The organism is Streptomyces sp. NPDC001858, from assembly GCF_053594615.1.
The window spans coordinates 80,945-103,202 of record NZ_JBSFEV010000010.1 but is presented as its reverse complement, the minus strand read 5'-3'; the positions used below and the strand labels follow the sequence as shown (position 1 = coordinate 103,202).

18 protein-coding genes are annotated in these 22,258 nt (G+C 72.8%); 5 read left to right on the top strand and 13 right to left on the bottom strand.

Annotated features, from left to right (window positions below; all coding sequences use genetic code 11):
• Positions 1 to 29: 29 nt before the first annotated feature.
• The gene (locus tag ACWCPF_RS17040) at positions 30 to 1,448 is read right to left on the bottom strand and encodes an NAD(P)/FAD-dependent oxidoreductase (protein WP_451045811.1); all 1,419 of its coding nucleotides are present in this window, start codon (positions 1,446 to 1,448) and stop codon (positions 30 to 32) included.
• A gap of 161 nt (positions 1,449 to 1,609) precedes the next feature.
• A complete protein-coding gene (locus tag ACWCPF_RS17035) occupies positions 1,610 to 2,503 on the bottom strand; it encodes a TIGR01777 family oxidoreductase (RefSeq protein ID WP_451045810.1) in 894 nt (297 codons plus the stop codon).
• Between the two features lie 71 nt (positions 2,504 to 2,574).
• Between ACWCPF_RS17035 and ACWCPF_RS17030 the strand changes: the two genes are divergently transcribed.
• Complete coding sequence (locus tag ACWCPF_RS17030; RefSeq protein WP_451045809.1) at positions 2,575 to 3,102, top strand: N-acetyltransferase family protein; 528 nt, start codon at positions 2,575 to 2,577, stop codon at positions 3,100 to 3,102.
• 15 nt (positions 3,103 to 3,117) lie between these two features.
• Here the strand turns inward: ACWCPF_RS17030 and ACWCPF_RS17025 are convergent, their stop codons facing one another.
• A complete protein-coding gene (locus ACWCPF_RS17025) occupies positions 3,118 to 4,302 on the bottom strand; it encodes a MarP family serine protease (RefSeq protein WP_451045808.1) in 1,185 nt (394 codons plus the stop codon).
• Positions 4,303 to 4,501: 199 nt separating this feature from the next.
• On the opposite strand from ACWCPF_RS17025, the gene ACWCPF_RS17020 reads away from it, so the two are divergent.
• Both ACWCPF_RS17020 and ACWCPF_RS17015 read left to right on the top strand, forming a co-directional pair.
• Positions 4,502 to 5,350, top strand: a complete 849-nt coding sequence (locus tag ACWCPF_RS17020; protein WP_451045807.1) for a peptidoglycan recognition protein family protein — start codon at positions 4,502 to 4,504, stop codon at positions 5,348 to 5,350.
• Between the two features lie 107 nt (positions 5,351 to 5,457).
• Complete coding sequence (locus ACWCPF_RS17015; RefSeq protein WP_451045806.1) at positions 5,458 to 5,712, top strand: hypothetical protein; 255 nt, start codon at positions 5,458 to 5,460, stop codon at positions 5,710 to 5,712.
• 12 nt (positions 5,713 to 5,724) lie between these two features.
• Here the strand turns inward: ACWCPF_RS17015 and ACWCPF_RS17010 are convergent, their stop codons facing one another.
• The 7 genes from ACWCPF_RS17010 to ACWCPF_RS16980 all read right to left on the bottom strand — a co-directional run bounded on the left by ACWCPF_RS17010 (position 5,725) and on the right by ACWCPF_RS16980 (position 16,681).
• Complete coding sequence (locus ACWCPF_RS17010) at positions 5,725 to 6,246, bottom strand: DUF4240 domain-containing protein (RefSeq protein WP_358807217.1); 522 nt, start codon at positions 6,244 to 6,246, stop codon at positions 5,725 to 5,727.
• Between the two features lie 108 nt (positions 6,247 to 6,354).
• On the bottom strand, positions 6,355 to 7,383 hold the full coding sequence (locus tag ACWCPF_RS17005) for a helix-turn-helix transcriptional regulator (RefSeq protein ID WP_451045805.1): 1,029 nt from the start codon (positions 7,381 to 7,383) through the stop codon (positions 6,355 to 6,357).
• Between the two features lie 219 nt (positions 7,384 to 7,602).
• Positions 7,603 to 10,308, bottom strand: a complete 2,706-nt coding sequence (gene aceE, locus ACWCPF_RS17000; RefSeq protein ID WP_451045804.1) for a pyruvate dehydrogenase (acetyl-transferring), homodimeric type — start codon at positions 10,306 to 10,308, stop codon at positions 7,603 to 7,605.
• Positions 10,309 to 10,673: 365 nt separating this feature from the next.
• Entirely contained in the window at positions 10,674 to 11,297 is a 624-nt protein-coding gene (locus ACWCPF_RS16995) for a GntR family transcriptional regulator (protein WP_363168600.1), read from the bottom strand.
• A gap of 285 nt (positions 11,298 to 11,582) precedes the next feature.
• A complete protein-coding gene (gene sucB / locus ACWCPF_RS16990; protein ID WP_451045803.1) occupies positions 11,583 to 13,400 on the bottom strand; it encodes a 2-oxoglutarate dehydrogenase, E2 component, dihydrolipoamide succinyltransferase in 1,818 nt (605 codons plus the stop codon).
• Between the two features lie 59 nt (positions 13,401 to 13,459).
• Positions 13,460 to 14,848 carry a dihydrolipoyl dehydrogenase gene (gene lpdA / locus ACWCPF_RS16985; protein ID WP_451045802.1) on the bottom strand — a complete coding sequence of 463 codons (1,389 nt, stop codon included), beginning with the start codon at positions 14,846 to 14,848 and terminating at the stop codon, positions 13,460 to 13,462.
• Between the two features lie 306 nt (positions 14,849 to 15,154).
• Positions 15,155 to 16,681: a leucyl aminopeptidase gene (locus ACWCPF_RS16980; protein ID WP_451045801.1), complete on the bottom strand. Its 1,527-nt coding sequence runs from the start codon at positions 16,679 to 16,681 to the stop codon at positions 15,155 to 15,157.
• Positions 16,682 to 17,002: 321 nt separating this feature from the next.
• On the opposite strand from ACWCPF_RS16980, the gene ACWCPF_RS16975 reads away from it, so the two are divergent.
• Positions 17,003 to 17,794, top strand: a complete 792-nt coding sequence (locus ACWCPF_RS16975) for an endo alpha-1,4 polygalactosaminidase (RefSeq protein ID WP_451045800.1) — start codon at positions 17,003 to 17,005, stop codon at positions 17,792 to 17,794.
• Positions 17,795 to 17,831: 37 nt separating this feature from the next.
• Here the strand turns inward: ACWCPF_RS16975 and ACWCPF_RS16970 are convergent, their stop codons facing one another.
• Complete coding sequence (locus ACWCPF_RS16970) at positions 17,832 to 18,683, bottom strand: adenosylcobinamide-GDP ribazoletransferase (RefSeq protein ID WP_451045799.1); 852 nt, start codon at positions 18,681 to 18,683, stop codon at positions 17,832 to 17,834.
• A gap of 67 nt (positions 18,684 to 18,750) precedes the next feature.
• Between ACWCPF_RS16970 and ACWCPF_RS16965 the strand changes: the two genes are divergently transcribed.
• Entirely contained in the window at positions 18,751 to 19,536 is a 786-nt protein-coding gene (locus tag ACWCPF_RS16965; protein ID WP_451045798.1) for a hypothetical protein, read from the top strand.
• Positions 19,537 to 19,839: 303 nt separating this feature from the next.
• Here ACWCPF_RS16965 and ACWCPF_RS16960 read toward each other — a convergent pair whose 3' ends face one another.
• Both ACWCPF_RS16960 and ACWCPF_RS16955 read right to left on the bottom strand, forming a co-directional pair.
• Positions 19,840 to 20,514: a hypothetical protein gene (locus ACWCPF_RS16960; protein WP_451045797.1), complete on the bottom strand. Its 675-nt coding sequence runs from the start codon at positions 20,512 to 20,514 to the stop codon at positions 19,840 to 19,842.
• Positions 20,511 to 22,220, bottom strand: coding sequence for a phosphatidylglycerol lysyltransferase domain-containing protein (locus tag ACWCPF_RS16955; protein WP_451045796.1), 1,710 nt, complete (start codon positions 22,218 to 22,220; stop codon positions 20,511 to 20,513). The genes ACWCPF_RS16960 and ACWCPF_RS16955 overlap by 4 nt, the downstream gene beginning before the upstream one ends.
• Positions 22,221 to 22,258 lie beyond the last annotated feature (38 nt).

Below are 22,258 nucleotides of genomic sequence, written 5' to 3'. Positions count from 1 at the left end.
TGGGGGCGGAGCCCCCAGGGGCGGGTGGGTCACGCGGCTGCCTGCTGCTGACGGGCCGTCGGCAACGGCTCCGCCGGGTGCAGCGAACCCGCGGCGCGCAGGTCGGAGACGATCGCCGAAGCGGCCCGCCGAGCCGAGTGCAACGCCCCCTGCACCGTGCTCGTGTCCCGGTGGTCGCCGCACACGTACAGCCCCGCCAGCAACCGCACCGGGCGCCGCAGATCGTGCGGCGCCCGCATCGCGGGCACGGCCTCGGCGGTGTGATGCACGGCCAGCGTCTCCCACCGCGCGGTCGACATGCCGTACAGCCGCGACAGATGCATCCGCACGGCCGTGTCCACGCCCGGCGGCGGGGTGCCCAGCACCGTGGACGAGATCAGCGCGCGGCCCGCGGGCGCCCGGGTCGGATCGACCTCGCTGACCACCGCCGTGTGCGCGACCGGCCCGCCCCGGTCGGCGTCCAGCAGCAGCGAGGCGCCGGTCCCCGGCGGCTCGTCCGTGGTGTGGTGGACGACCGTCACCGGGTGGAAGTCCGGCACCCGCAGCCCGGGCAGCAGCTCCGCCGCGGTACGCGCGTCCGTGGCCACCAGGACGGCGCGGCAGCGGAACTCGCCGTGCCCCGCGGTGGTCACCGAGGTGGTGGAGACCGAGGTGACCCGCACCCCGGTGTGCACGGTGCCCGGCGGCAGCGTCCCCGCGAGCAACTCCGGCAGCACCTCCGCCCCGCCCTCCGGCAGCGACAGCCGGCCCGAGGCGAAGGCGCGCAGCGCGAGGTCCGCGCACCGGCTGGACGTGGTGAGGTCCGGGTCGCAGAGCAGCGCGGCGAGCAGCGGTCGCAGGAACCCGTCGACCGTGCGGGCCGGCAGACCGCGGGTCGCGAGGGCCTGGGCGGCCGGCAGCTCCGGGCGGCGCAGCAGCCGTTCGGCCGGGGTGGTCGCGAGCCGGGTGAGCGCGGCGCCCAGCCGGGCCTGGTCGACGGCGGTGCCCAGCGGCGCGCCCGCCCGGACCCTGGGCGGGGCCGTCGGACGGCCCGGTGCGGGCAGGGAGCCGCCCGCGCGCGGCCTGGGCAGCCCGCCCGGCCGGGGAGTGCTCGCGAGGGCGCGTACGGCGTGCAGTGCGCCCCTTGCGCTCCCCGCGCCCGCCTGCGCGCCCGCGCGGTGATGTCGCCCGTCGCTGTGCAGCAGGACCCCCGGCGCGAACGGACGCATGACGAACGCGTCCAGCCCCGGTGTCAGGGCCAGTTCGGGATACGCCGTGGACAGCAGTTGTCCGATGCGGTCGAGCCGGAACCCGTCGATCTTCTCCGTCGCCATGCGGCCGCCCACGCAAGGGGCGGCCTCCAGGACTGCGGTCGTTACTCCTGCGCTGGTCAGCCGGTGCGCGGCGGAGAGTCCGGCGACTCCGGCTCCCACCACGACGACGTCTGCCTGGTACGCGGGCTCTAGCACGTGCCCCTCCTCGAGGTTGCGCGGCCGGTGGAGACGTCATGCCCCCGACGGCCGTCCCGGATACCCGAGTTCGGATCGAGGGTAGGGCCGTGATCGGTCAGGAACAGTCGCGCATGAGCAGGGCACGGTCGCACGGCGGTCGCATGCGGTCACGCGGAGGATCAGGCTGCCCGGATCGCATCCTCGATCCCGGGGAACGCGAAGGTGAACCCGGACTCCAGCAGCCGCTTCGGCACCACCCGCGCACTGCCCAGCACATCCCCGGCCATCTCGCCCAGCACCGTCCGCAGCACCGGCGCCGGCACGGCGAACAGCGTCGGCCGGTGCAGCACCCGGCCCATGGCCGCGGTGATCTCACGGTTCGTCAGCGGTTCGGGCGCGGTCAGGTTGAACGGCCCCGACAGGTCGTCACGGTCGAGGAGATGCCGGATCGCCGCCACCTCGTCGTGCAGCGAGACGAACGACCAGTACTGCCGGCCGTCGCCCATCCGGCCCCCGAGCCCGGCCTTGAACAGCGGGAACAGCCTGCCCCAGGCCCCGCCGCCGCGCGCCACGACCAGCCCGGTCCGGGTGAAGACCGTCCGCACGCCCGCGTCCTGGGCCGGCGCCGCCGCCCGCTCCCACTCCACGCACAGCTCCGGCAGGAAACCGCTGCCGGCGGGCGCGCTCTCGTCCACGACCCGCTCGCCCGTCTCGCCGTACCGGCCGATGGCGCTGCCGTTCACGAACACCCGCGGCCGTTCGTCGAGCGAGGCGACCGCCTTCGCCAGCGCCGTCGTGCCGTGCACCCGGCTGTCGTGGATCCGCCGCTTGTACGCCTCGCTCCAGCGCCGGTCGCCGACCCCCGCCCCGGCCAGATTGACCACGGCTCCGCACCCGGCCAGCCCCGCCGTGTCCACCTGCCCCTTCTCGGGGTCCCAGCGCACCTCGTCCGCGCTGCGGGGCGCGTGCCGCACCATCCGGACCACCTCGTGCCCGTCGGCCGTCAGAGACCGCACCAGGGCGCTGCCGATCAGACCGGACGCGCCGGCCACCGCGATTCGCGTACGTTCCATGCCGTCATCCTGCCCGTCGTCCGGATAAAACCCCGGTCAGACGGGCGCGTCCGAGCCATAGGGTGACGGCCATGCCCGAGCCCTCCACGCTTCGCATACGCACCGCGCTGCCCGCCGACGACGAGGCGCTCGCCCTCGTCGACCGGCTGACCTGGTCGCAGCTGCACGCGGTCATGCCGCGTCCGCAGCCGCCCTACGCCCCCTTCTTCGACGAACGCCACGCCCCCGAGGACCACTTGGTCGCCGAGACCGAGACCGACGTCGGCAGCGGCGCCGGGAGCGGTGCCCGCGTCGTGGGCTATATCCGCCTCGGCTTCCCCACCTCGCTCGCCTGCAATGCGCACGTCCGGCAGATCCAGGGCCTCGCCGTGGCCGAGGAGGCGCGCGGCCGGGGCGTGGGGCGCGCGCTGGTCCGCGCGGCCGTCGAGGAGGCCCGCCGCCGCGGCGCCCGCCGCCTCACCCTGCGCGTCCTCGGCCACAACGCGCCCGCCCGGGCGCTCTACGCGGCCGAGGGGTTCACCGTGGAGGGCGTCCTCCCGCAGGAGTTCCTGCTGGGCGGCGAGTACGTGGACGACGTCTTCATGGGCCGCCCGCTGTAGCCCTGCGGCGGGGGCTCACGAGCTGACCAGGTCTCCCGTGTCCACGGCCTGCGTCGCCTTCGCCGCCCGCTCGGCGTCGGCGGCCACCTCGGCCGCCGTCAGCACGTACCCCGTCTCGTCGTCGGAGGTGGAGCGGGCGAACACCACGCCGTAGACCCGGCCGTCGGTGGTGAGCAGCGGGCCGCCGGAGTTGCCGGGGCGCACGGTCGAGCGGATCGAGTAGATCTCGCGGGTGACGATCTCGTCGTTGTAGATGTTGCGGCCGGTCGCCTTCACCCGGTTCGCGACCGTGGCCGCCTGGAGGTTCAGATCGCCGTCCTGCGGATAGCCGGCGACGACCGCGGAGTCCCCGCGCGAGGCGTCGTCGTCGAAGTTCAGGACCGGCGCCTTCAGCTCCGGCACGTACAGCACCGCCACGTCCTTGGCCGGGTCGAACAGCACCACGCGCGCGTCGTACGACTCGCCCACCCCGCCGATCCGGACGGTCGGGTCGTCGATGCCCGCCACCACGTGCGCGTTCGTCATCACATGCTCGCTCGCGTAGACGAAACCGCTGCCCTCGCGGCCCTGGGTGCCGACGGAGCCCTCGATCTTCACCGTGCTCAGCTTGGCCGCGCTGGTCGCGCTCGCCGTGACGCTGTCACCGGTGGGCTTGGCGACCTCCGCCGTCGACTCGCTCTCGAAGGGGTTGAAGACCTGCGGGAAGCCCGCCTCGGTCAGCGCCGACGTGGCCCGTGAGAACCAGGTGGGCGTGGTGTCCGGCATCGCGTCCTGCACGGCCCCCAGCAGCCGGGAGTCCCGTATCGACGAGGTGACCACCGGCGACGAGGACGCGCCCAGCACGCTCGCCGCCACCCACGCCACGATCAGCACCGCCACCGCGTTCGCCGCCGCCCCGCCGATGCCGTCCGCCACCCTGAGCGGCCCGCGGTCCAGCTCTCTGCGCAGCCGCAGCGCCAGCCGCCCGGCCAGCTCGTGCCCGACCACCGCCGGCGTCAGGACCGTGAGGATCGCGGTCACGGTGGCCGCCGTGGTCCCCGGCGTCACCAGATCCATCAGCCACGGCAGGACCCACACGCCGATCGCCGCGCCGCCCACGAACCCGGCCAGCGAGACACAGCCGGCCACCAGCCCACGCCGGTAGCCGGAACCGGCGTAGGCCAGGATCACCAGCGCCAGCAGGATGTCGAGCAGGTCCACACGGCCCCCTTTCTCTCGGATCCCCTAGTACGCGCGGGAAGGGCCCAGTGATCAGCTACCCATGGATCACGCGCGCGAGTGCGACCAGAACCGGCCACGCACACGCGTACCTCGAAAAACGTCATGGACCGGGAGGATGGTTCCACCAGGTGGCACAGCACACATCGCGCCCGGCGCGGAACCGGCCGAGAGTGGGTACATGTGCGCCCTCCGAGCGGCCTCCCGCGGTCCGCGGGGAACGCGGGGCCGGCTCCCGGCGGGGACACCGGGCCCGCTCCTCGTGCTCCTGGGCTGCCTGCCGGGGCTCGCCGCCGTCGCCTCCCTCGGGCTGTGCGCGAACGGCGTCGAGAACGCCGTCTCGGCCGAGGCCGCCCCGCGCGCGGTCGCCCGTCCCGCCGTCGCGCACCAGGCGGCCCGGCCTCCGGTCGTGCCCCGCGCCGCCTGGCTCGACGCCAGCGCCCGGCGCGAGCAGCCGCCCCCGCGCTACGACGACAAGGTCGTCGCCGTCTTCGTCCACCACACCGACTCGCCCAACGGCTACGACTGCGCGGACGCGCCCCGCATCATCCGCGACCTGTACACGGGCCAGACCGGCGCCCGGGACTGGGACGACATCGGCTACAACTTCCTCGTCGACCGCTGCGGCACGATCTACGAGGGCCGCGCGGGCGGTGTCGACCGCCCCGTCACCGGCGCCCACACCCAGGGCTTCAACCACCGCACCACCGGCATCGCCGCCGTCGGCACGTTCACCCACGGCGTCCCGGTGCCGCAGCCGGTCGTCGACGCCATCGCCGCCGTGACCGCCTGGAAACTCGGCCTGTCCGACATCGACCCGCGCACGACCGTCCGGCTCGTCTCCAGCAACAGCCGCAGCCGGTACGCCACCGGCACCGCCGCTGCCCTCCCCGCCCTGGCCGGCCACCGGGACGGCTTCATGACCAGCTGCCCCGGCGCCGCGCTCACCGCGCGCCTCCCCGAGATCCGGGAGAGTGCCGCCCGCCTCCAGGGCAGATCGGCCGCCCAGGCACTCACAGGAACGCCTTAGGCGGCGTTCAGGGTTCTCCCATTCCCGCGTCCTACGGTCGTGCACAACACAAGCGAAGCAGCAGACCGGCGAACAACCGGCGGACGAGCAGACCAGAGGCGGGGATCATGAACAGCAGTCGTACGCGGTCCACGGAGACCACCCGGACCACCGAGCAGGGCGCGGGCTGGACGAAGGCCGCCCGCAGCCCCTGGACCGTGCTCTGCGCCGTCGCGGCGGTCGTCCTGGGCCCGGCCGCGGCCACCGCGTCGGCCCTGGAGCAGGCCAACAGCGCGCCGATGCACCACCACCACGCCGTGCGGATCGACCAGACGCAGGCCTACCTGCCGACGGACACCACCCGTCGCAAGCTCGCCGTCTGACGACGGCCGGATCTATTCCTTGAAGCGCTGCCACAGCCGGGGGTACCGCTCGGCCAGCGCCCCCTCGTTCTCGAAGTCGACGGGCGAGCCCTCGGGTTCGGACGGCGGGGGCGGAATGCCCAGGTCCGGGGCGACGGTCCCGGTGAGCTGCTCGTAGGCCTCGTCGGCCGCGTAACCGAGCTCCTCGCCGTCCCCGTCGATCTCCTCGTCGAAGTCGTCCAGCAGGTCGGCGAGCGAGTCCGGGTCGGCGTGCAGGGCGCCCTCGAAGACCTCCCGGCCCTGGCCGATCAGCCAGCACCGGAAGAAGTCGAACGCGTCGTCGCTCGCCCCGTCCAGGAGCAGCCAGGCGGCGCCCCACAGGTCCCAGCGGTACGCGCGGTTGTAGCGGGACTCGAAGTGCCGGGCGAAGTCGAGCACGGACTCCGGGTCCAGCCGGAGCAGCCGCTCCACGAGCAGGTCGGCCTGCTCCTCGGGGTCACCCTCCGCGGCCTCGCGGGAGGCGTCGACCAGCTCCCAGAACTCCGTCTCGTCCATCACGCGTCCAGCATCGTGCCTCAAGGTGCGGGACGCACCCGGAGTGGCGGGTATTCCAGGGCGTTCGACGGGAATGTGGCCGATATGTCGCCGGAGGGCACCGGAAGGTCATCCCTCCCGGGAACCGTACAGCGCCGTCAGCCGCATCGCGTCCGCGGCGAACCGCTCCCTGAGCGTGGCCGGGGAGAGCACCTCGGCCTCCGGCCCGAGCGCGGTGAGCTGCGTGTACGCCACGTCCTCGGACTCGACCCGCAAGGTGACGGTGGTCCGCCCGCGCTCGTCCGGCTCCTCGGCCGCGGCCAGCGCGTCCCGCGCGGCGACCGGGTCCACGGCGTGGGGCAGCGCGCGCACGCCGGCCGCCGAGAGCCGCACGACCGCCTCGGCCCGCAGGATGGAGCGGGCGAACCGCTCCGCCTGCTCGGCCCAGAACCCGGGCAGATCGAAGTCCACCTCCCGGCTGAAACGATCCTTCAGATCCCCGACCGCCCCGGCTGCCCCGGCTGCCTCGACGGCTTTGATGGCTTCGACGGTGACGAACCGGTCGATGCGATACGTGCGGAACACCCCGGCCTCCCGGACCCGGGCGCACAGGTACCAGACCCCCGCCTTGAGCACGAGCCCGTACGGCTCCAACTCCCGCTCGACCTCGCCGTCCCCGCGCCGATAGCGCGCCCGGACGCAGCGGTCGTCCCACACCGCGTCCGCGATCACCGTCAGCAGCGCGGGCGCCTCCGGCTCTCGGAACCAGGCGGGCGCGTCCAGGTGGAACCGCTGCGCCGCCGCGCGCGGGGCGTCCCGCAGGGAGGGCAGCAGGGCCGCCGACAGCTTCAGCCGCGCGGCCGAGGCGATGTCCTCCAGGCCCATCTCGCGCAGCGCCCCCGGCACCCCGCTCAGGAACAGCGCCTCGGCCTCGCCGCGGGCCAGCCCGGTCAGCCGGGTCCGGTACCCGCCGAGGAGCCGGTACCCGCCGGCCCGCCCGCGCTCGGCGTACACCGGCACGCCCGCCTCCGACAGCGCCTGCGCGTCCCGCGTGACCGTACGCTCCGACACCTCCAACTCCCGAGCGAGCTCGGCGCCGGTCATGGTCGGCCGGTTCTGGAGCAGCAACACCATTTTGATGAGACGGGCAGCGCGCATGGGTTCATCTTGCCGGGTGATCGGGTGCGGCTGCGTGGGGGCCGATCGCGCAGTTCCCCGCGCCCCTGAAAAGACCGGTCCGCTGAGGCGTGCCCCGTCAGGCGCGCGGGGAACTGCGCGACCAGCCACAACCGGGCCGCAGGTTTCGCACGGCCAAAAGACGCTGGAGGGGGACGGCCGCGACCGTCCCCCTCCAGCGCCGATATACACGGGCTGGGCTTACAGCCCGTACTTCTCCCGGGCTTCCTTCACCGCCGTCGCCTTGACCTCGCCGCGGCGGGCCAGCTGGGCGAGGGCCGCGACGACGATCGACTGCGCGTCGACCCCGAAGTGGCGGCGGGCCGCCTCGCGGGTGTCGGAGAGGCCGAAGCCGTCCGCGCCCAGCGAGGACCAGTCCTGCTCGACCCACTGCGCGATCTGGTCCGGGACCTGGCGCATGTAGTCGGAGACCGCGAGGACCGGGCCCTCGGCGCCCTGCAGCGCCTGCCGGACGTACGGCACCCGCTCCTCGCCCCGCAGCAGGGCCGCGTCGGCCTCCAGCGCGTCGCGCCGCAGCTCCGTCCACGACGTCGCCGACCACACGTCGGCGGCGACGCCCCACTCCTCGGCGAGCAGCCGCTGCGCCTCCAGGGCCCAGTGGATCGCCGTGCCCGAGCCGAGCAGCTGGATCCGCGGGGCGTTGGCCGCCGCCACGTTCACGCCCGCCGACTCCGCCGTGTTGAAGCGGTACAGGCCCTTGACGATGCCCTCGTCGACACCGGCGGCCGACGGCTTCGCGGGCTGCGGGATCGGCTCGTTGTAGACGGTCAGGTAGTAGAAGACGTCCGGGTCCTCACCCGGGGCCGCCTCGCCGTACATCCGGCGCAGACCGTCCTTGACGATCGCCGCGATCTCGTAGGCGAACGCCGGGTCGTAGGACAGGGCGGCGGGGTTGGTCGCGGCGATGACCGGGGAGTGGCCGTCGGCGTGCTGGAGGCCCTCGCCCGTCAGGGTCGTCCGGCCGGCCGTCGCGCCGACGAGGAAGCCGCGGCCGAGCTGGTCGCCGAGCTGCCACATCTGGTCGGCCGTGCGCTGCCAGCCGAACATCGAGTAGAAGATGTAGAACGGGATCATCGCCTCGCCGTGCGTGGAGTACGCGGTGGAAGCGGCGATGAAGTCGGCCATCGAACCGGCCTCGGTGATCCCCTCGTTGAGGATCTGGCCGTTCTTGGCCTCCTTGTAGTACATCAGCTGGTCGCGGTCGACCGGCTCGTACGTCTGGCCCTTGGGGGAGTAGATCCCGAGGGAGGGGAACAGGCTCTCCATGCCGAAGGTGCGCGCCTCGTCCGGGACGATCGGCACCCACCGCTTGCCGGTCTCCTTGTCGCGGACCAGGTCCTTGACGAGCCGGACGAAGGCCATGGTCGTCGCCATCTTCTGCGCGCCGGAGCCCTTGTCGAAGGCGGCGAACGACTTCTCGGCCGGGGCGGGCAGCGGGGCCAGCGCGTGCGTACGGCGGGCCGGGGCCGGGCCGCCGAGCGCGGCGCGGCGCTCCTGGAGGTAGCGGACCTCGGCGGAGTCGGCGCCGGGGTGGCCGTAGGGCACCACGTCGTCGACGAAGTCGCTGTCCTTGATCGGCAGCTCCAGCAGGTCGCGCATCGACTTGAACTCGTCCACCGTCAGCTTCTTCATCTGGTGGTTGGCGTTCTTCGACGCGAAGCCCGGGCCGAGGGTGTGACCCTTGACCGTCTGCGCCAGGATGACGGTCGGCGCGCCCTTGAACTCGACCGCGGCCTTGTAGGCGGCGTACACCTTGCTCGCCTCGTGGCCGCCGCGGGAGAGGTGGAAGCACTCGAGGATCTTGTCGTCGCTCAGCAGCTTCGCCATCTCGACGAGCGCCGGGTCCTTGCCGAAGAAGTCCTCGCGGATGTAGGCCGCGTCACGCGTCTGGTACGTCTGCACCTGGGCGTCGGGCACCTCGCGCAGCCGTCGTACCAGCGCGCCGGTGACGTCGAGCGCGAACAGCTCGTCCCACGCACCGCCCCACAGCGTCTTGATGACGTTCCAGCCGGCTCCGCGGAACTGGGCCTCCAGCTCCTGCACGATCTTGAAGTTGGCGCGGACCGGGCCGTCGAGGCGCTGCAGGTTGCAGTTGATGACGAAGGTCAGGTTGTCCAGGCCCTCGCGGGAGGCGAGCGCCAGGGCCGCCGTCGACTCGGGCTCGTCCATCTCGCCGTCGCCGAGGAACGCCCAGACGTGGGACGCCGAGACGTCCTTGATGGCGCGGTTGGTGAGATAGCGGTTGAAGCGCGCCTGGTAGATGGCCGACAGCGGGCCGAGGCCCATCGACACCGTCGGGAACTCCCACAGCCAGGGCAGGCGGCGGGGGTGCGGGTACGACGGGAGGCCGTTGCCGCCCGCCTCCTGACGGAAGTTGTCGAGGTGCTGCTCGGTCAGCCGGCCGTCGAGGAAGGCGCGGGCGTAGATGCCGGGGGAGGCGTGGCCCTGGATGTAGAGCTGGTCGCCCGAGCCGTCGGCCTCCTTGCCCTTGAAGAAGTGGTTGAAGCCGGTCTCGTAGAGCCAGGCGGCCGAGGCGAAGGTGGCGATGTGGCCGCCGACGCCGTGTTTGCTGCCGCGGGTCACCATCGCGGCCGCGTTCCAGCGGTTCCACGCGGTGATCTTCCGCTCCAGCTCCGCGTCACCGGGCTCGGCGGGCTCGGCGGCGGTCGGGATGGTGTTGACGTAGTCCGTCTCGAGCAGCTTGGGCAGCGCGATGCCGTTGCCCTCGGCACGCTCCAGCGTGCGGCGCATCAGGTATGCCGCGCGGTGCGGCCCGGCCGCCTTGGCGACCGCGTCCAGCGAGGCCTGCCATTCGGCGGTCTCCTCCGGGTCCCGGTCGGGGAGCTGGTCGAGCGCGCTCGGCTGGATGGCGTTGGGGTCGGTCATGTCGCCGCCTCCCTCAGTCGAAGGGGGTTCCCTCAGGGGTTCAAGGGTTCGGGGGTTGCCCTAGGTCTTTGGCAGGACAGGGCGTGGGGCTTCGGTGCGGTGCCGTGATGACGGCTCCGCCGTGCGGCCCATCGGCGACAATAACTCCCTGATCGATGATCGATCAAAGGGTTCAAGGCAAAACTTCTCGATTGCGAGAAAGTAGGCACGGGGTGCCTTTTGGGTGGGCACGGGGTGCCGCGTATTCGGGCCGTTTTCGCAGGTGAGCGGGGGAGCGCTCGGGGGAGTGCACGGGGAGCGCCCGGGGAGTGCTCAAGGCGTTTTCGGGGAGTCCGCGAGGAGTGCTCGGGGAGTACGCGACTGCGTCACGCCCTCGGTGCGCACCCCAGAACGTGTGCCTTCACCAGCTCGGCGATCCGGGGATCACGCCGCTTGAACGCCGCCACCAGCTCCTCGTGCTCCTCGGCGTACGACTGCTGACGCGTCCCCAGCCAGCGGATCGACAGCGCCGTGAACACCTCGATGCCGAGCCCCTCCCAGGTGTGCAGCAGCACCGAGTTGCCGGCCGCCCGCACCAGCTCCCGGTGGAAGCCCACCGTGTGCCGCACCTGGGCCGTGCCGTCCGCCGCGCGGTCCGCCTCGTACAGCGCCGCGACATGCGGCTCCAGCGCCGAGCAGTCCTCGGCGAGCGCCTGGGCCGCCAGCTCCGCGGCGATCGCCTCCAGACCGGCCCGGACCGGATAGCTCTCCTCCAGGTCGGCCGCGGTCAGGTTCCGCACCCGCACGCCCTTGTTCGGCGCGGACTCGATCAGCCGCAGCGACTCCAGCTCGCGCAGCGCCTCGCGCACCGGCGTCTGGCTGACCTCCAGCTCGGTGGCGATCCGCCGCTCCACGATCCGCTCGCCCGGCTTCCAGCGCCCGCTGACGATCCCCTCCACGATGTGCTCGCGGATCTGCTCGCGCAGCGAGTGGACGACGGGCGCGGTCATGAGGGCTCCTTAAGGAGGGGCCGCCCATGGGCCCCGGGGCGTTTGACGTTTAGACAATACGGCCGTGAGCGCTTTCTGCAGGGGCGCGCGGGTTGGCTTTTACGCAGGTGAGACGAGACTTACATGCTCCGGACGGAGCGCGCCTCGCAACCTGCTCCGTCCTGCCGCGGGGCGGCGCCTACGGAGTGTCGCCCTCCCCTTCGAGGTCCGGTCGGCCGACGCGAAAAACAAGCGCCCCCGTCCGGAACGCTCCGGGCGGGGGTGCCTGTTTGCTGAAACCTGGGGTTACAGGCCGAGTTCGACCTCGAACTCGCCGGCTTCCAGGATGGCCTTGACCGCGGTCAGGTAGCGGGCCGCGTCGGCGCCGTCGACCAGACGGTGGTCGTAGGACAGGGTCAGGTACGTCATGTCGCGGACGCCGATGACCGTGCCCTCCTCCGTCTCGATGACGGCCGGACGCTTGACCGTGGCGCCGATGCCGAGGATCGCGACCTGGTTCGGCGGCACGATGATCGTGTCGAAGAGCGCGCCGCGCGAACCGGTGTTGGAGATGGTGAAGGTCGCGCCGGACAGCTCGTCCGGGGTGATCTTGTTGGCGCGGACCTTGCCCGCCAGATCGGCCGTGGCCTTGGCGATGCCGGCGATGTTCAGGTCGCCCGCGTGCTTGATGACCGGGGTCATCAGGCCCTTCTCCGAGTCCACCGCGATACCGATGCTCTCGGTGTCGAAGTAGGTGATCGTGCCCTCTTCGACGTTGATCCGGGCGTTGACGGCCGGGTGGGCCTTCAGCGCCTGGGCCGCAGCCTTCACGAAGAACGGCATCGGGGAGAGCTTGACGCCCTCACGCGCCGCGAAGGAGTCCTTCGCCTGCGCGCGCAGCCGCATCAGCCGGGTGATGTCGACCTCGACGACCGAGGACAGCTGCGCCTGCTCGTGCAGCGCCTTGACCATGTTGTCGCCGATGACCTTGCGGATGCGGGGCATCTTGACGGTCTGGCCACGCAGCGGAGAGACCTCGAGCTTCGGGGTCTTCTTCGCGGCAGCCGGCGCGGCGGCGGCCGGAGCCGGGGCAGCGACGGCGGCCTTCGCGGCCTCGGCGGCGGCGAGGACGTCCTGCTTGCGGATGCGGCCGCCGACGCCGGTGCCCTTGACGGAGCCCAGGTTCACACCGTTCTCCGCAGCGAGCTTGCGCACCAGCGGGGTGACGTACGCACCCTCGTCGGTGTCCTGCGCGGCGGGCGCGGGCGTGACCGGAGCGGCCGGGGCGACCGGAGCCGGAGCGACCGGCGCGGGGGCCGGAGCGACCGGGGCGGCGGCGACCGGGGCGGGCGCCGGAGCCGGAGCGGCCGGAGCCGGCGCCGGGGCAGCGGCGACGGGGGCCGGCGCCGGGGCAGCGGCGACGGGGGCCGGCGCCGGGGCAGCGGCGACGGGCGCCGGAGCCGGGGCGGCGGGGGCCGGAGCAGCCGCCGGAGCGGCGCCCGGGGCGCCGATGACGGCGAGCTTGGCGCCGACCTCGGCGGTCTCGTCCTCGGCGACCGCGATCTCGAGCAGCACACCGGAGATGGGCGCCGGGATCTCGGTGTCGACCTTGTCCGTGGAGACCTCGAGCAGCGGCTCGTCGGCCTCGACGCTGTCGCCGACCGACTTCAGCCAGCGGGTGACGGTGCCCTCGGTGACGGACTCGCCGAGCGCGGGCAGGACCACGTCCGTGCCGGACGCGGCGCCCGCGGGGGCGGCGGCCGGAGCCGGAGCGGCGGGGGCGGCCGGGGCAGGCGCGGCGGGCGCCTCGGCCACGGGAGCCGGGGCCGGGGCCGGAGCCGCGACGGGCTCGGCCGCCGGGGCGGGGGCGGCAGCGGGGGCCCCGCTGCCGTCGTCGATGAGGGCCAGCTCGGCGCCGACCTCAACGGTCTCGTCCTCGGCGACCTTGATGGAGGCGAGGATGCCGGAGACGGGCGAGGGGATCTCGGTGTCGACCTTGTCGGTCGACACCTCGAGCAGCGGCTCGTCGGCCTCTACGCGCTCACCCTCGGCCTTCAGCCAGCGGGTGACAGTGCCCTCGGTGACGCTCTCGCCGAGCGCCGGAAGGGTTACGGAAACCGCCATGGTTTCGGTTGCTCCTAACGAATTGCGGAAGTCTGAGTCGTCGCTTCGTCGACCGAGGGTCAGTCGTGCGAGTGCAGCGGCTTGCCCGCCAGGGCCAGGTGGGCCTCGCCGAGCGCCTCGTTCTGCGTCGGGTGGGCGTGGATGAGCTGCGCGACCTCGGCAGGCAGCGCCTCCCAGTTGTAGATCAGCTGGGCTTCGCCGACCTGCTCGCCCATGCGGTCGCCGACCATGTGGACGCCGACCACGGCGCCGTCCTTCACCTGGACGAGCTTGATCTCGCCCGCGGTGTTCAGGATCCGGCTCTTGCCGTTGCCCGCGAGGTTGTACTTCAGAGCGACGACCTTGTCCGCGCCGTAGATCTCCTTGGCCTTGGCCTCGGTGATGCCCACGGAGGCGACCTCGGGGTGGCAGTACGTCACCCGGGGGACGCCGTCGTAGTCGATCGGGACGACCTTCAGACCGGCCAGACGCTCCGCTACCAGCATGCCCTCGGCGAAGCCGACGTGCGCGAGCTGGAGCGTCGGGACCAGGTCGCCGACGGCGGAGACGGTCGGGATGTTCGTCCGCATGTACTCGTCGACCAGGACGTAGCCGCGGTCCGTCGCGACGCCCTGCTCCTCGTAGCCCAGACCGGCGGAGACGGGCCCGCGGCCCACCGCGACCAGCAGGACCTCGGCGTCGAACTCCTTGCCGTCGGCCAGGGTGACCTTGACGCCGTCGGCGGTGTACTCGGCCTTCGAGAAGAAGGTGCCCAGGTTGAACTTGATGCCGCGCTTGCGGAACGCGCGCTCAAGAAGCTTGGAGGAGTTCTCGTCCTCGACCGGCACGAGGTGCTTCAGGCCCTCGATCACGGTCACGTCGGTGCCGAAGGACTTCCACGCCGAGGCGAACTCGACGCCGATCACACCGCCACCGAGGACGATCGCGGACTTCGGCACCCGGTCCAGCACGAGGGCGTGGTCGGAGGAGATGATCCGGTTGCCGTCGATCTCCAGGCCCGGCAGCGACTTCGGCACGGAGCCGGTCGCCAGCAGGACATGGCGGCCCTGGATCCGCTGCCCGTTCACGTCGACGGAGGTGGGGGAGGACAGTCGGCCCTCACCCTCGATGTACGTCACCTTGCGGGACGCGATGAGCCCCTGCAGACCCTTGTACAGGCCGGCGATGACACCGTCCTTGTACTTGTGGACGGCGGGGACGTCGATTCCCTCGAAGGTGGCCTTGACGCCGAACTGCTCGCTCTCGCGGGCCTGGTCGGCGATCTCGCCCGCGTGCAGCAGGGCCTTGGTGGGGATGCAACCCCGGTGCAGGCAGGTGCCGCCGACCTTGTCCTTCTCGATCAGGGCGACGTCAAGCCCCAGCTGGGCCCCGCGCAGCGCCGCGGCGTAACCGCCACTGCCACCGCCGAGGATCACTAGGTCGAAAACGGTGCTGGCGTCGTTCGCCACGTCACGTCCTCCATGCATGTGCGCCGTACGCCGGTCGTCGCTGACCGGGCGGCGGCTGGTGTCCGGCCGCTCTTTCTTCGGCCCTGTGGTGGGGGCCCTGTCCTGCCGAGCCCCATCTTCGCACTTGCAGAAGACGAACGAGACGCGGGGCCGGGGTGTGAGACGTCCCACGTTCACTTGTGACGCACGTGAGGGGACGTGCCTCAGGGGCGCGGGGAACTGCGCGACCAGCCACACACGGCCCGCACCCGCCACACGACGGATGGACCCGAGTGATCAGGCGCACAGTCCCCGCACCCACCGCGACTAACCGAGATCGCCCGCCGCGGTCAGCTCGGCAAGCCGCACCAGCGTCCGCACAGCCGTCCCCGTCCCGCCCTTGGGCGTGTACCCGAACGGCCCGCCCTCGTTGAACGCGGGCCCGGCGATGTCCAGATGCGCCCAGGTGACCCCCTCGCCCACGAACTCGCGCAGGAAGAGCCCGGCCACCAGCCCGCCGCCCATCCGCTCGCCCATGTTCGCGATGTCCGCGACGGTCGAGTCCATGCCCTTGCGCAGGTGCTCCGGCAGCGGCATCGGCCACGCGGGCTCGCCGACCTCCTCGGCGGCCTCGTGCAGCGCCGTGCGGAACGCGTCGTCGTTCGCCATGATCCCGAAGGTCCGGCTGCCCAGCGCCAGCATCATCGCGCCGGTCAGGGTTGCGACGTCCACGATCGCGTCCGGCTTCTCCTGGGAGGCCGCCCACAGCGCGTCCGCCAGGACCAGCCGGCCCTCGGCGTCGGTGTTGAGGACCTCGACCGTCTTGCCGCTGTACATGCGCAGCACGTCGCCCGGCCGCGTGGCGGAGCCCGACGGCATGTTCTCGGCCAGCGCCAGCCACCCGGTGACGTTCACCTCGAGGCCGAGCCGCGCGGCGGCGACGACCGCGGCGAAGACCGCCGCCGCGCCGCTCATGTCGCACTTCATCGTCTCGTTGTGCCCGGCAGGCTTCAGCGAGATGCCGCCCGAGTCGTAGGTGATGCCCTTGCCGACGAGGGCGAGGTGCTTGGTCGCCTTGGCGGACGTGTACGACAGCTTCACCAGGCGCGGGGCCGAAGCCGAGCCGGCGCCGACGCCGAGGATGCCGCCGTAGCCGCCCTTGGCGAGCGCCTTCTCGTCGAGCACCTGCACCTTGAGGCCGTGCTCCTTGGCCGCGGTCTGGGCCAGCGCGGCGAACGCCTCGGGGTTGAGGTCGTTCGGCGGCATGTTGATCAGGTCGCGGGCGCGGTTGAGCTCCTCGCCGACGGCGGTGGCACGCAGCACGGCGGCCTTGTGGGCGGCGTCGCGCGGCTTGCCGCCGAGCAGGGCGGCCTCGGCGAGCGGCGCCTTGCCGTTCTTGGCCTTGGCATCGTTGCCGTTCTGCTTGTAGGCGTCGAAGGCGTACGCGCCGAGCACCACGCCCTCGCCGATCGCGCCGATGTCCCCGGCGTCGGTCACCGGCAGGGCGAACGCGGCCTTCTTGGCGCCGGTGAGGGCGCGGGCGGCCACACCGGCCGCCCGGCGCAGCGCCTCGCCGTCGAACGAGGCGTCCTTCTCGGGCTCGGCTCCGAGGCCCACCGCGAGCACGAGCGGCGCCTTGAAACCGGCCGGGGCGGGCAGCTTCGTCAGCTCGCCCTCGGCGCCGGCGGCGCCGAGGGTGTCCAGGACTGCGGCGAGCCGGCCGTCATAGGCCTGCTCGACGGCTTCGGCGCCTGGGGCAACGATCGGGCCCTTCGCGCCCTTGGCGACACCGATCACGATCGCGTCGGCCCGGAGGCCGGGCGCCGCGGCGGTGCTGAGAGTGAGAGCAGTCACGGTGGTGAAATCTCGCTTCCGATGTGGAGTTGCTGTGGCCGGAGTGTGTGGGTCGACCGGGCCCGACAGCCGACCCTAGATCCGGGTCGTGGGTGCGGTCGCATCCGGGGGTCTGCCTCACCGGCGCGGCGAACCGGCTTGGCGAATCCCGGAATGAGCGTACGCGTGCGTGTGCGTTCGCCCATGCACGCGCGTGTTCACCTGTCGGTGGCGTCGTAGCCACTTCTGGATCCTCGCACTCCATGAACTGGGTCACACGCGCCGGGTCCGCCATGGGCGATCATGCTGGGGTCCGTTGCCGCACCCCCTGGAGCCCCTCCGGTGAGACGCCCGACCCTGCTGCTGCCCCTCCTCGCCCTGCTGTTCGCGGGCTGCACGGCCGCCGCACCGGACGACGACGAGGCAGGCGAAGCGGGTCGCTGGCAGCCGGCCCCCGGCATCGGCTGGCAGTGGCAGCTCAGCGGACGCCTGGACACCTCCGTCGACGTCCCGGTCTACGACATCGACGGCTTCGACCAGACCGAGGCCACGGTCGCCGGCCTGCACAAGGACGGCCGCAAGGTCATCTGTTACCTGTCCACCGGCGCCTGGGAGGACTGGCGGCCCGACGCCGACGACTTCCCCGAGTCGGTGATCGGCGAGGGCAACGGCTGGGAGGGCGAACGCTGGCTCGACATCCGCCGGGTCGACCTCCTCGAACCGCTCATGGCGGCCCGCCTCGACATGTGCCGCGACAAGGGCTTCGACGCCGTCGAGCCGGACAACATGGACGGCTACAAGAACACCACCGGCTTCCCCCTCAAGGCCGCCGACCAGCTGCGCTACAACCGCCTCATCGCCGAACTCGCCCACGACCGGGGCCTGTCGGTCGGCCTGAAGAACGACCTCGACCAGATCCCCGAGCTCGTCGACGACTTCGACTTCGCGGTCAACGAACAGTGCGCCCAGTACGAGGAGTGCGAGGACCTGACGCCCTTCATCGAAGCGGGCAAGGCCGTCTTCCACGTCGAGTACGAACTGCCCACGAGCGAGTTCTGCGCCGACTCCCGCCGCCTGCGCCTGAGTTCGCTGCTGAAGAAGTACGAACTCGGCGTCTGGCGCGAGGCCTGTTAGCGCGAGGCCTGCTGGGCCGGGCGTCGGGCGTCGGGCGTCAGCCGAGCAGCGCCAGCGCCACGAGGGCGGTGGTCGCCGCCGTCTCCGCGAGGCCCCCGAACACATCACCGGTGACGCCGCCGAAGCGGCGGGTGCAGTGCCGCAGGAGCAGTTCGGCGGCGGCGAGCGCGGCAAGCACCGCGAGCGCCGGCCGGACGGCGTCGTACGGCTCGAAGCCCGGCCCCGCCGCGACCGGCCCGAGCACGGCGACGGCCCCGCCGCCGACGTCGTACGGCCCGAAGTACGCGCCCGCGCCCGCCGCCGCCAGGACGACGGCGGTCGCGACCAGCGCCGCGCCCCGCACCGGGACCACGCCGGCGACCGCCGCCCCCAGCCCCTCCGGCCGCGCGGCCGGCACCCCGGCGCGGGCCGCCAGGGTCAGCGCGAGCCGGGCGGCGGCCGCCGAGACGACGACGGCCACCGCGCCCAGCGCCCAGGACTCGTCGTAGAGCTGCGCCAGCGCCGCCACCTGTGCGAGCAGCACGAACACGAGCGTGAGCACGCCGAACGGCCCGATGTCCGACTGCTTCATGATCCGCAGAGCGTCCTCGGCGGGCTTGCCGCTGCCCAGACCGTCCGCGGTGTCCGCCAGCCCGTCGAGGTGCAGACCGCGGGTGAGGACGGCGGGCACGGCGGCGGAGGCGACGGCGGCCAGCAGCGGGCTCGCGCCCAGGCGCAGCATGAGCAGTCCCAGCCCGGCCGCGCAGCCGCCGACGACCAGCCCCACCAGGGGGGCGGCCAGCATGCCCCCGCGCGCGGCCGGACGGTCCCAGCGGGTCACCCGGACCGGGAACACGCTCAGGGTGCCGAAGGCGAAGCGGAGGCCGTCGAGAGACGAGGTCGTGGACACCGCGGCAGAGTAGCCCGGACGCCCCGCCCGCCGGGCAGCCCACCCTCGGCCCCGGAAGACTGTCGACATGGGCGACTGGCTGCAGCGCAACATCGTCGAACCGGGCAAGGTCCCGCTGCTCATTGCGCTGGCCGCGTTCGTGCTCACCTTCCTGATCACCCGGATCATCACCCGGCTCATCCGCGCGGGCAAGGGGCCCTTCGGCAACATCAGCAGCGCGGGCGGGGTGCACATCCACCATGTGGTCCCGGGCGTCGTGCTGACCGTCACGGGCGGCTTCGGCGCGGTGGCGAGCGGCCGGCACGGCTTCGGGGCGAACGCCTTCGCGGTGGTCTTCGGCATCGGCACCGGCCTCGTCCTGGACGAGTTCGCGCTGATCCTGCATCTCGACGACGTGTACTGGACGGAGGCGGGCCGCAAGAGCGTGGAGGCCGTGGTCCTGACGGCGGCGCTGGTCGGACTGCTGCTGGTGGGCTTCTCGCCGTTCGGCGTCAACGACATGAGCCAGGACGAGCTCCAGGACCGGGGCAGCGTCATCTCGACGGTCGTGGTCAACTTCCTGTTCTCGCTGGCCGTGCTGAGCAAGGGCAAGGCCCAGATGGCCGTCTTCAGCGTGTTCATCCCGTTCCTCGGCCTCGTGGGCCTGGTGCGGCTGGCCCGGCCCGACTCGCCCTGGGCCCGGCGCTTCTACCGCAGGCGGCCACGCGCGCGTGCGAGGGCGCTGCTGCGGGCCTACCGGCACGACCGACGCTGGATCGGCCCACGCCGGGTGGTGGGGGACTGGCTGGGCGGGAAGACGACCGCGGAACTAGCCCGTTCCACAGGTCCCACGGAGCCCGCCGACCGCAAGTGAGAACGGCCCCCCGCCCCGTCCCGACGGCGCCTGAGCGCCCTCAAGGGGCGCGGGGAACTGCGCGACCGACCACGACGGCGCCGCAGCGGAACGACGACACATCGCGGCACACGCGTCCCGACGGTGCCTCGCCGGCGTCCCGGCCCGCCTCCGCGGCGTCCGGCGGCGTCTCGGCGGTGCCTCGGCGGCGTCCCTGTTGTGCCTTTGCGGTGCCTGGACCGCGTCCCGGTGGGCCTCTCGACGGCGTCCGGAACGGCGTCCCGATGGTGTCTCGGCGGTGTCTCGGCGGCGTCCCCGCGGTGCTCAGCGGTGTCTCAGCGAGGGGTGCGGAGGCGTCCGACTCCGGACCGCCCGCACCCGCCCCGCGACCGCGCACAGCGCCAGCACCGCCGCGATCGCCGCCAGGTGCTCCTTGCCCGCCAGGTTGTTCTTCAGCAGGACCTCCACCACCATCGCGACGATCACCGCCGCCGCCGTCGCGTAGGCGCGATACCGCCAGCCCAGGAAGACCGCGAGGCCGACGACGGCCGCCGAGGGGCCGGTGTCCACCACCAGGGCGTCGGAGGCGGGCAGCCAGCCCAGGGCGATGCCCACGCGCGCGTACAGCGTGCCCGCGAGAGTGGCGGCGTAGGCGATGACGAGCGTGCGCCACCGGCCCAGGCAGAGCTCCGCGATCCCGAACACCAGCAGGATCTGCGCGAGGGCGCCCCAGACCGGCAGGTCCGGCGCGGGCACGAACAGCGACAGCGGGGTGCGCAAAAGGGCGAGCCACAGGGGGTCCTCGGCCCGTACCGCCCCGAGGTCCTGGACCGGCTGCCGGCCCCACGACCGGTTCTGCACGATCTGCGTCACCCAGGTCAGACCCACCGCCCCGAGCGTCATCGGGATCGCCCGCCACCGCCGCTCCGCCAGGGGTTCGCGTACGGCCTCGTACAGCGGCCCCCATTCGGCGCGGGCCCGGCGGGCGATCCGGCTCACGGCAGGAAACCCTCCGCGCGCGCCGAGGCGATGCCGATGCGGGGCAGGTCCGCGCTCTTCTCGAAGAGCAGGAACCGGGGTTCCCAGACGGGCCGGTACTTGGCGTTGGCACGGTACAGCGACTCGATCTGCCACCAGCGCGAGAAGAAGCTGAGCAGCGACCGCCACAGCCTCAGCACCGGCCCGGCGCCCAAGCGCGCGCCCCGCTCGAAGACCGAGCGGAACACCGCGAAGTTCAGCGAGACCTGCGTGATCGCCTCCTGGCCGTCCCGGCCGTCCTGGCCGTCCCGGCCGTGCCGGTCGTGCTGGTTGTTTCGGGCTTCCCGGGCGCTCAGCAGCAGTTCGATGACCATGAACTCCATCAGGCCGTTGTCGCAGTCCCGGTCCCGCCGCATCAGGTCCAGCGAGAGCCCGCGCGGGCCCCACGGCACGAAGGAGAGCAGCGCGCGCAGCTCACCGTCCGCGTCGTGGCACTCCAGCAGCACGCAACGCCCGTCCCGCGGGTCCCCGAGCCGGCCCAGCGCCATGCTGAAGCCGCGCTCGGCGGCCCCGTCGCGCCAGTCGTCGGCGCGCCGCACCAGGTACGCCATCTCGTCGGCGGAGACGTCCTCGTGGCGTCGGACGCGCACCGTGTACCCGGCCCGCCGGACCCGGTTGTACGCCTGCCGGACGGTCCGCATGGCGCGTCCCTCCAGGGTGAACTCGGCGACCTCGACGATCGCCTCGTCCCCGAGCTCCAGCGCGTCGAGCCCGTGCCGGGCGTAGACGGTCCCGGCCTCCTCGCTCGCGCCCATCACCGCCGGGATCCACCCGTGCGCCCGCGCCTCGGCGAGCCACGGCCCGATCGCCCCCGGCCAGGCCTCCGGATCCCCGAGCGGATCCCCGGAGGCCAGCGACACCCCGCCGACGACGCGGTAGGCGACGGCGGCCTTCCCGGTCGGCGACCAGCAGACGCTCTTCTCCCGCCGCAGCGCGAAGTAGCCGAGCGAGTCCCGTTCGCCGTGCCGGTCGAGGAGCTCCCGCAGCCGTTTCTCGTCGTCGTCGGTGAGCGGGTCGACGGCCCGCCGGGAGCGGAACGCGGCGTACAGGACGGCGAGGACGAGCGCGGTGCTCAGCACGTTCACGGCCACGTCGACCCAGTTCGGCGTGGTGATGCCGGAGGCGCGGAAGTCGGAGATCGAGACCAGCTGGAGGGTTCCGTACCGCCAGCGCTCGGCGAACGTGGAGTGGCCCCGGGCCTGGTCGGTGAGCGTCACCAGCACCGCGGCGAACAGCGAGGCGACGAGCAGCCCGCCGACGCCGACGACGGCGGCGAGCCTCGGATTGGCCCGGTCACCCTTGGCGTAGAACTCCCGCCGCCCGAGCACCAGCGCCCCCACGAAGGAGGCGGTCAGCGCCAGCGAGACCCAGTTCTGCGGGTGCCGCCGGATCTCCGGGAACACCATCGCGAAGGCGAGCAGCGCGAGGAACGCCCCGCCGAGCCCGAGGTTGAGGATCCAGGCGGCGTGCTTGCGACGCCGCATGGTGATCGCCAGAAACGCGGTGAACACGCCGGAGGCGAAGCCGGCGGTCAGGAGATACGGCGTGAACAGATCCTCCTGGTTGTGCCGCCGCACGTCCTGTCCCAGGGACACCCACACCGCGCTGAGGAGGTTGACGAAGGCGACGGCACGCAGATACCAGACGGCGAATCGGGCATATCCCATAAGGTTTGATCATATGGGCCCATACCTTTCCCTCCCCG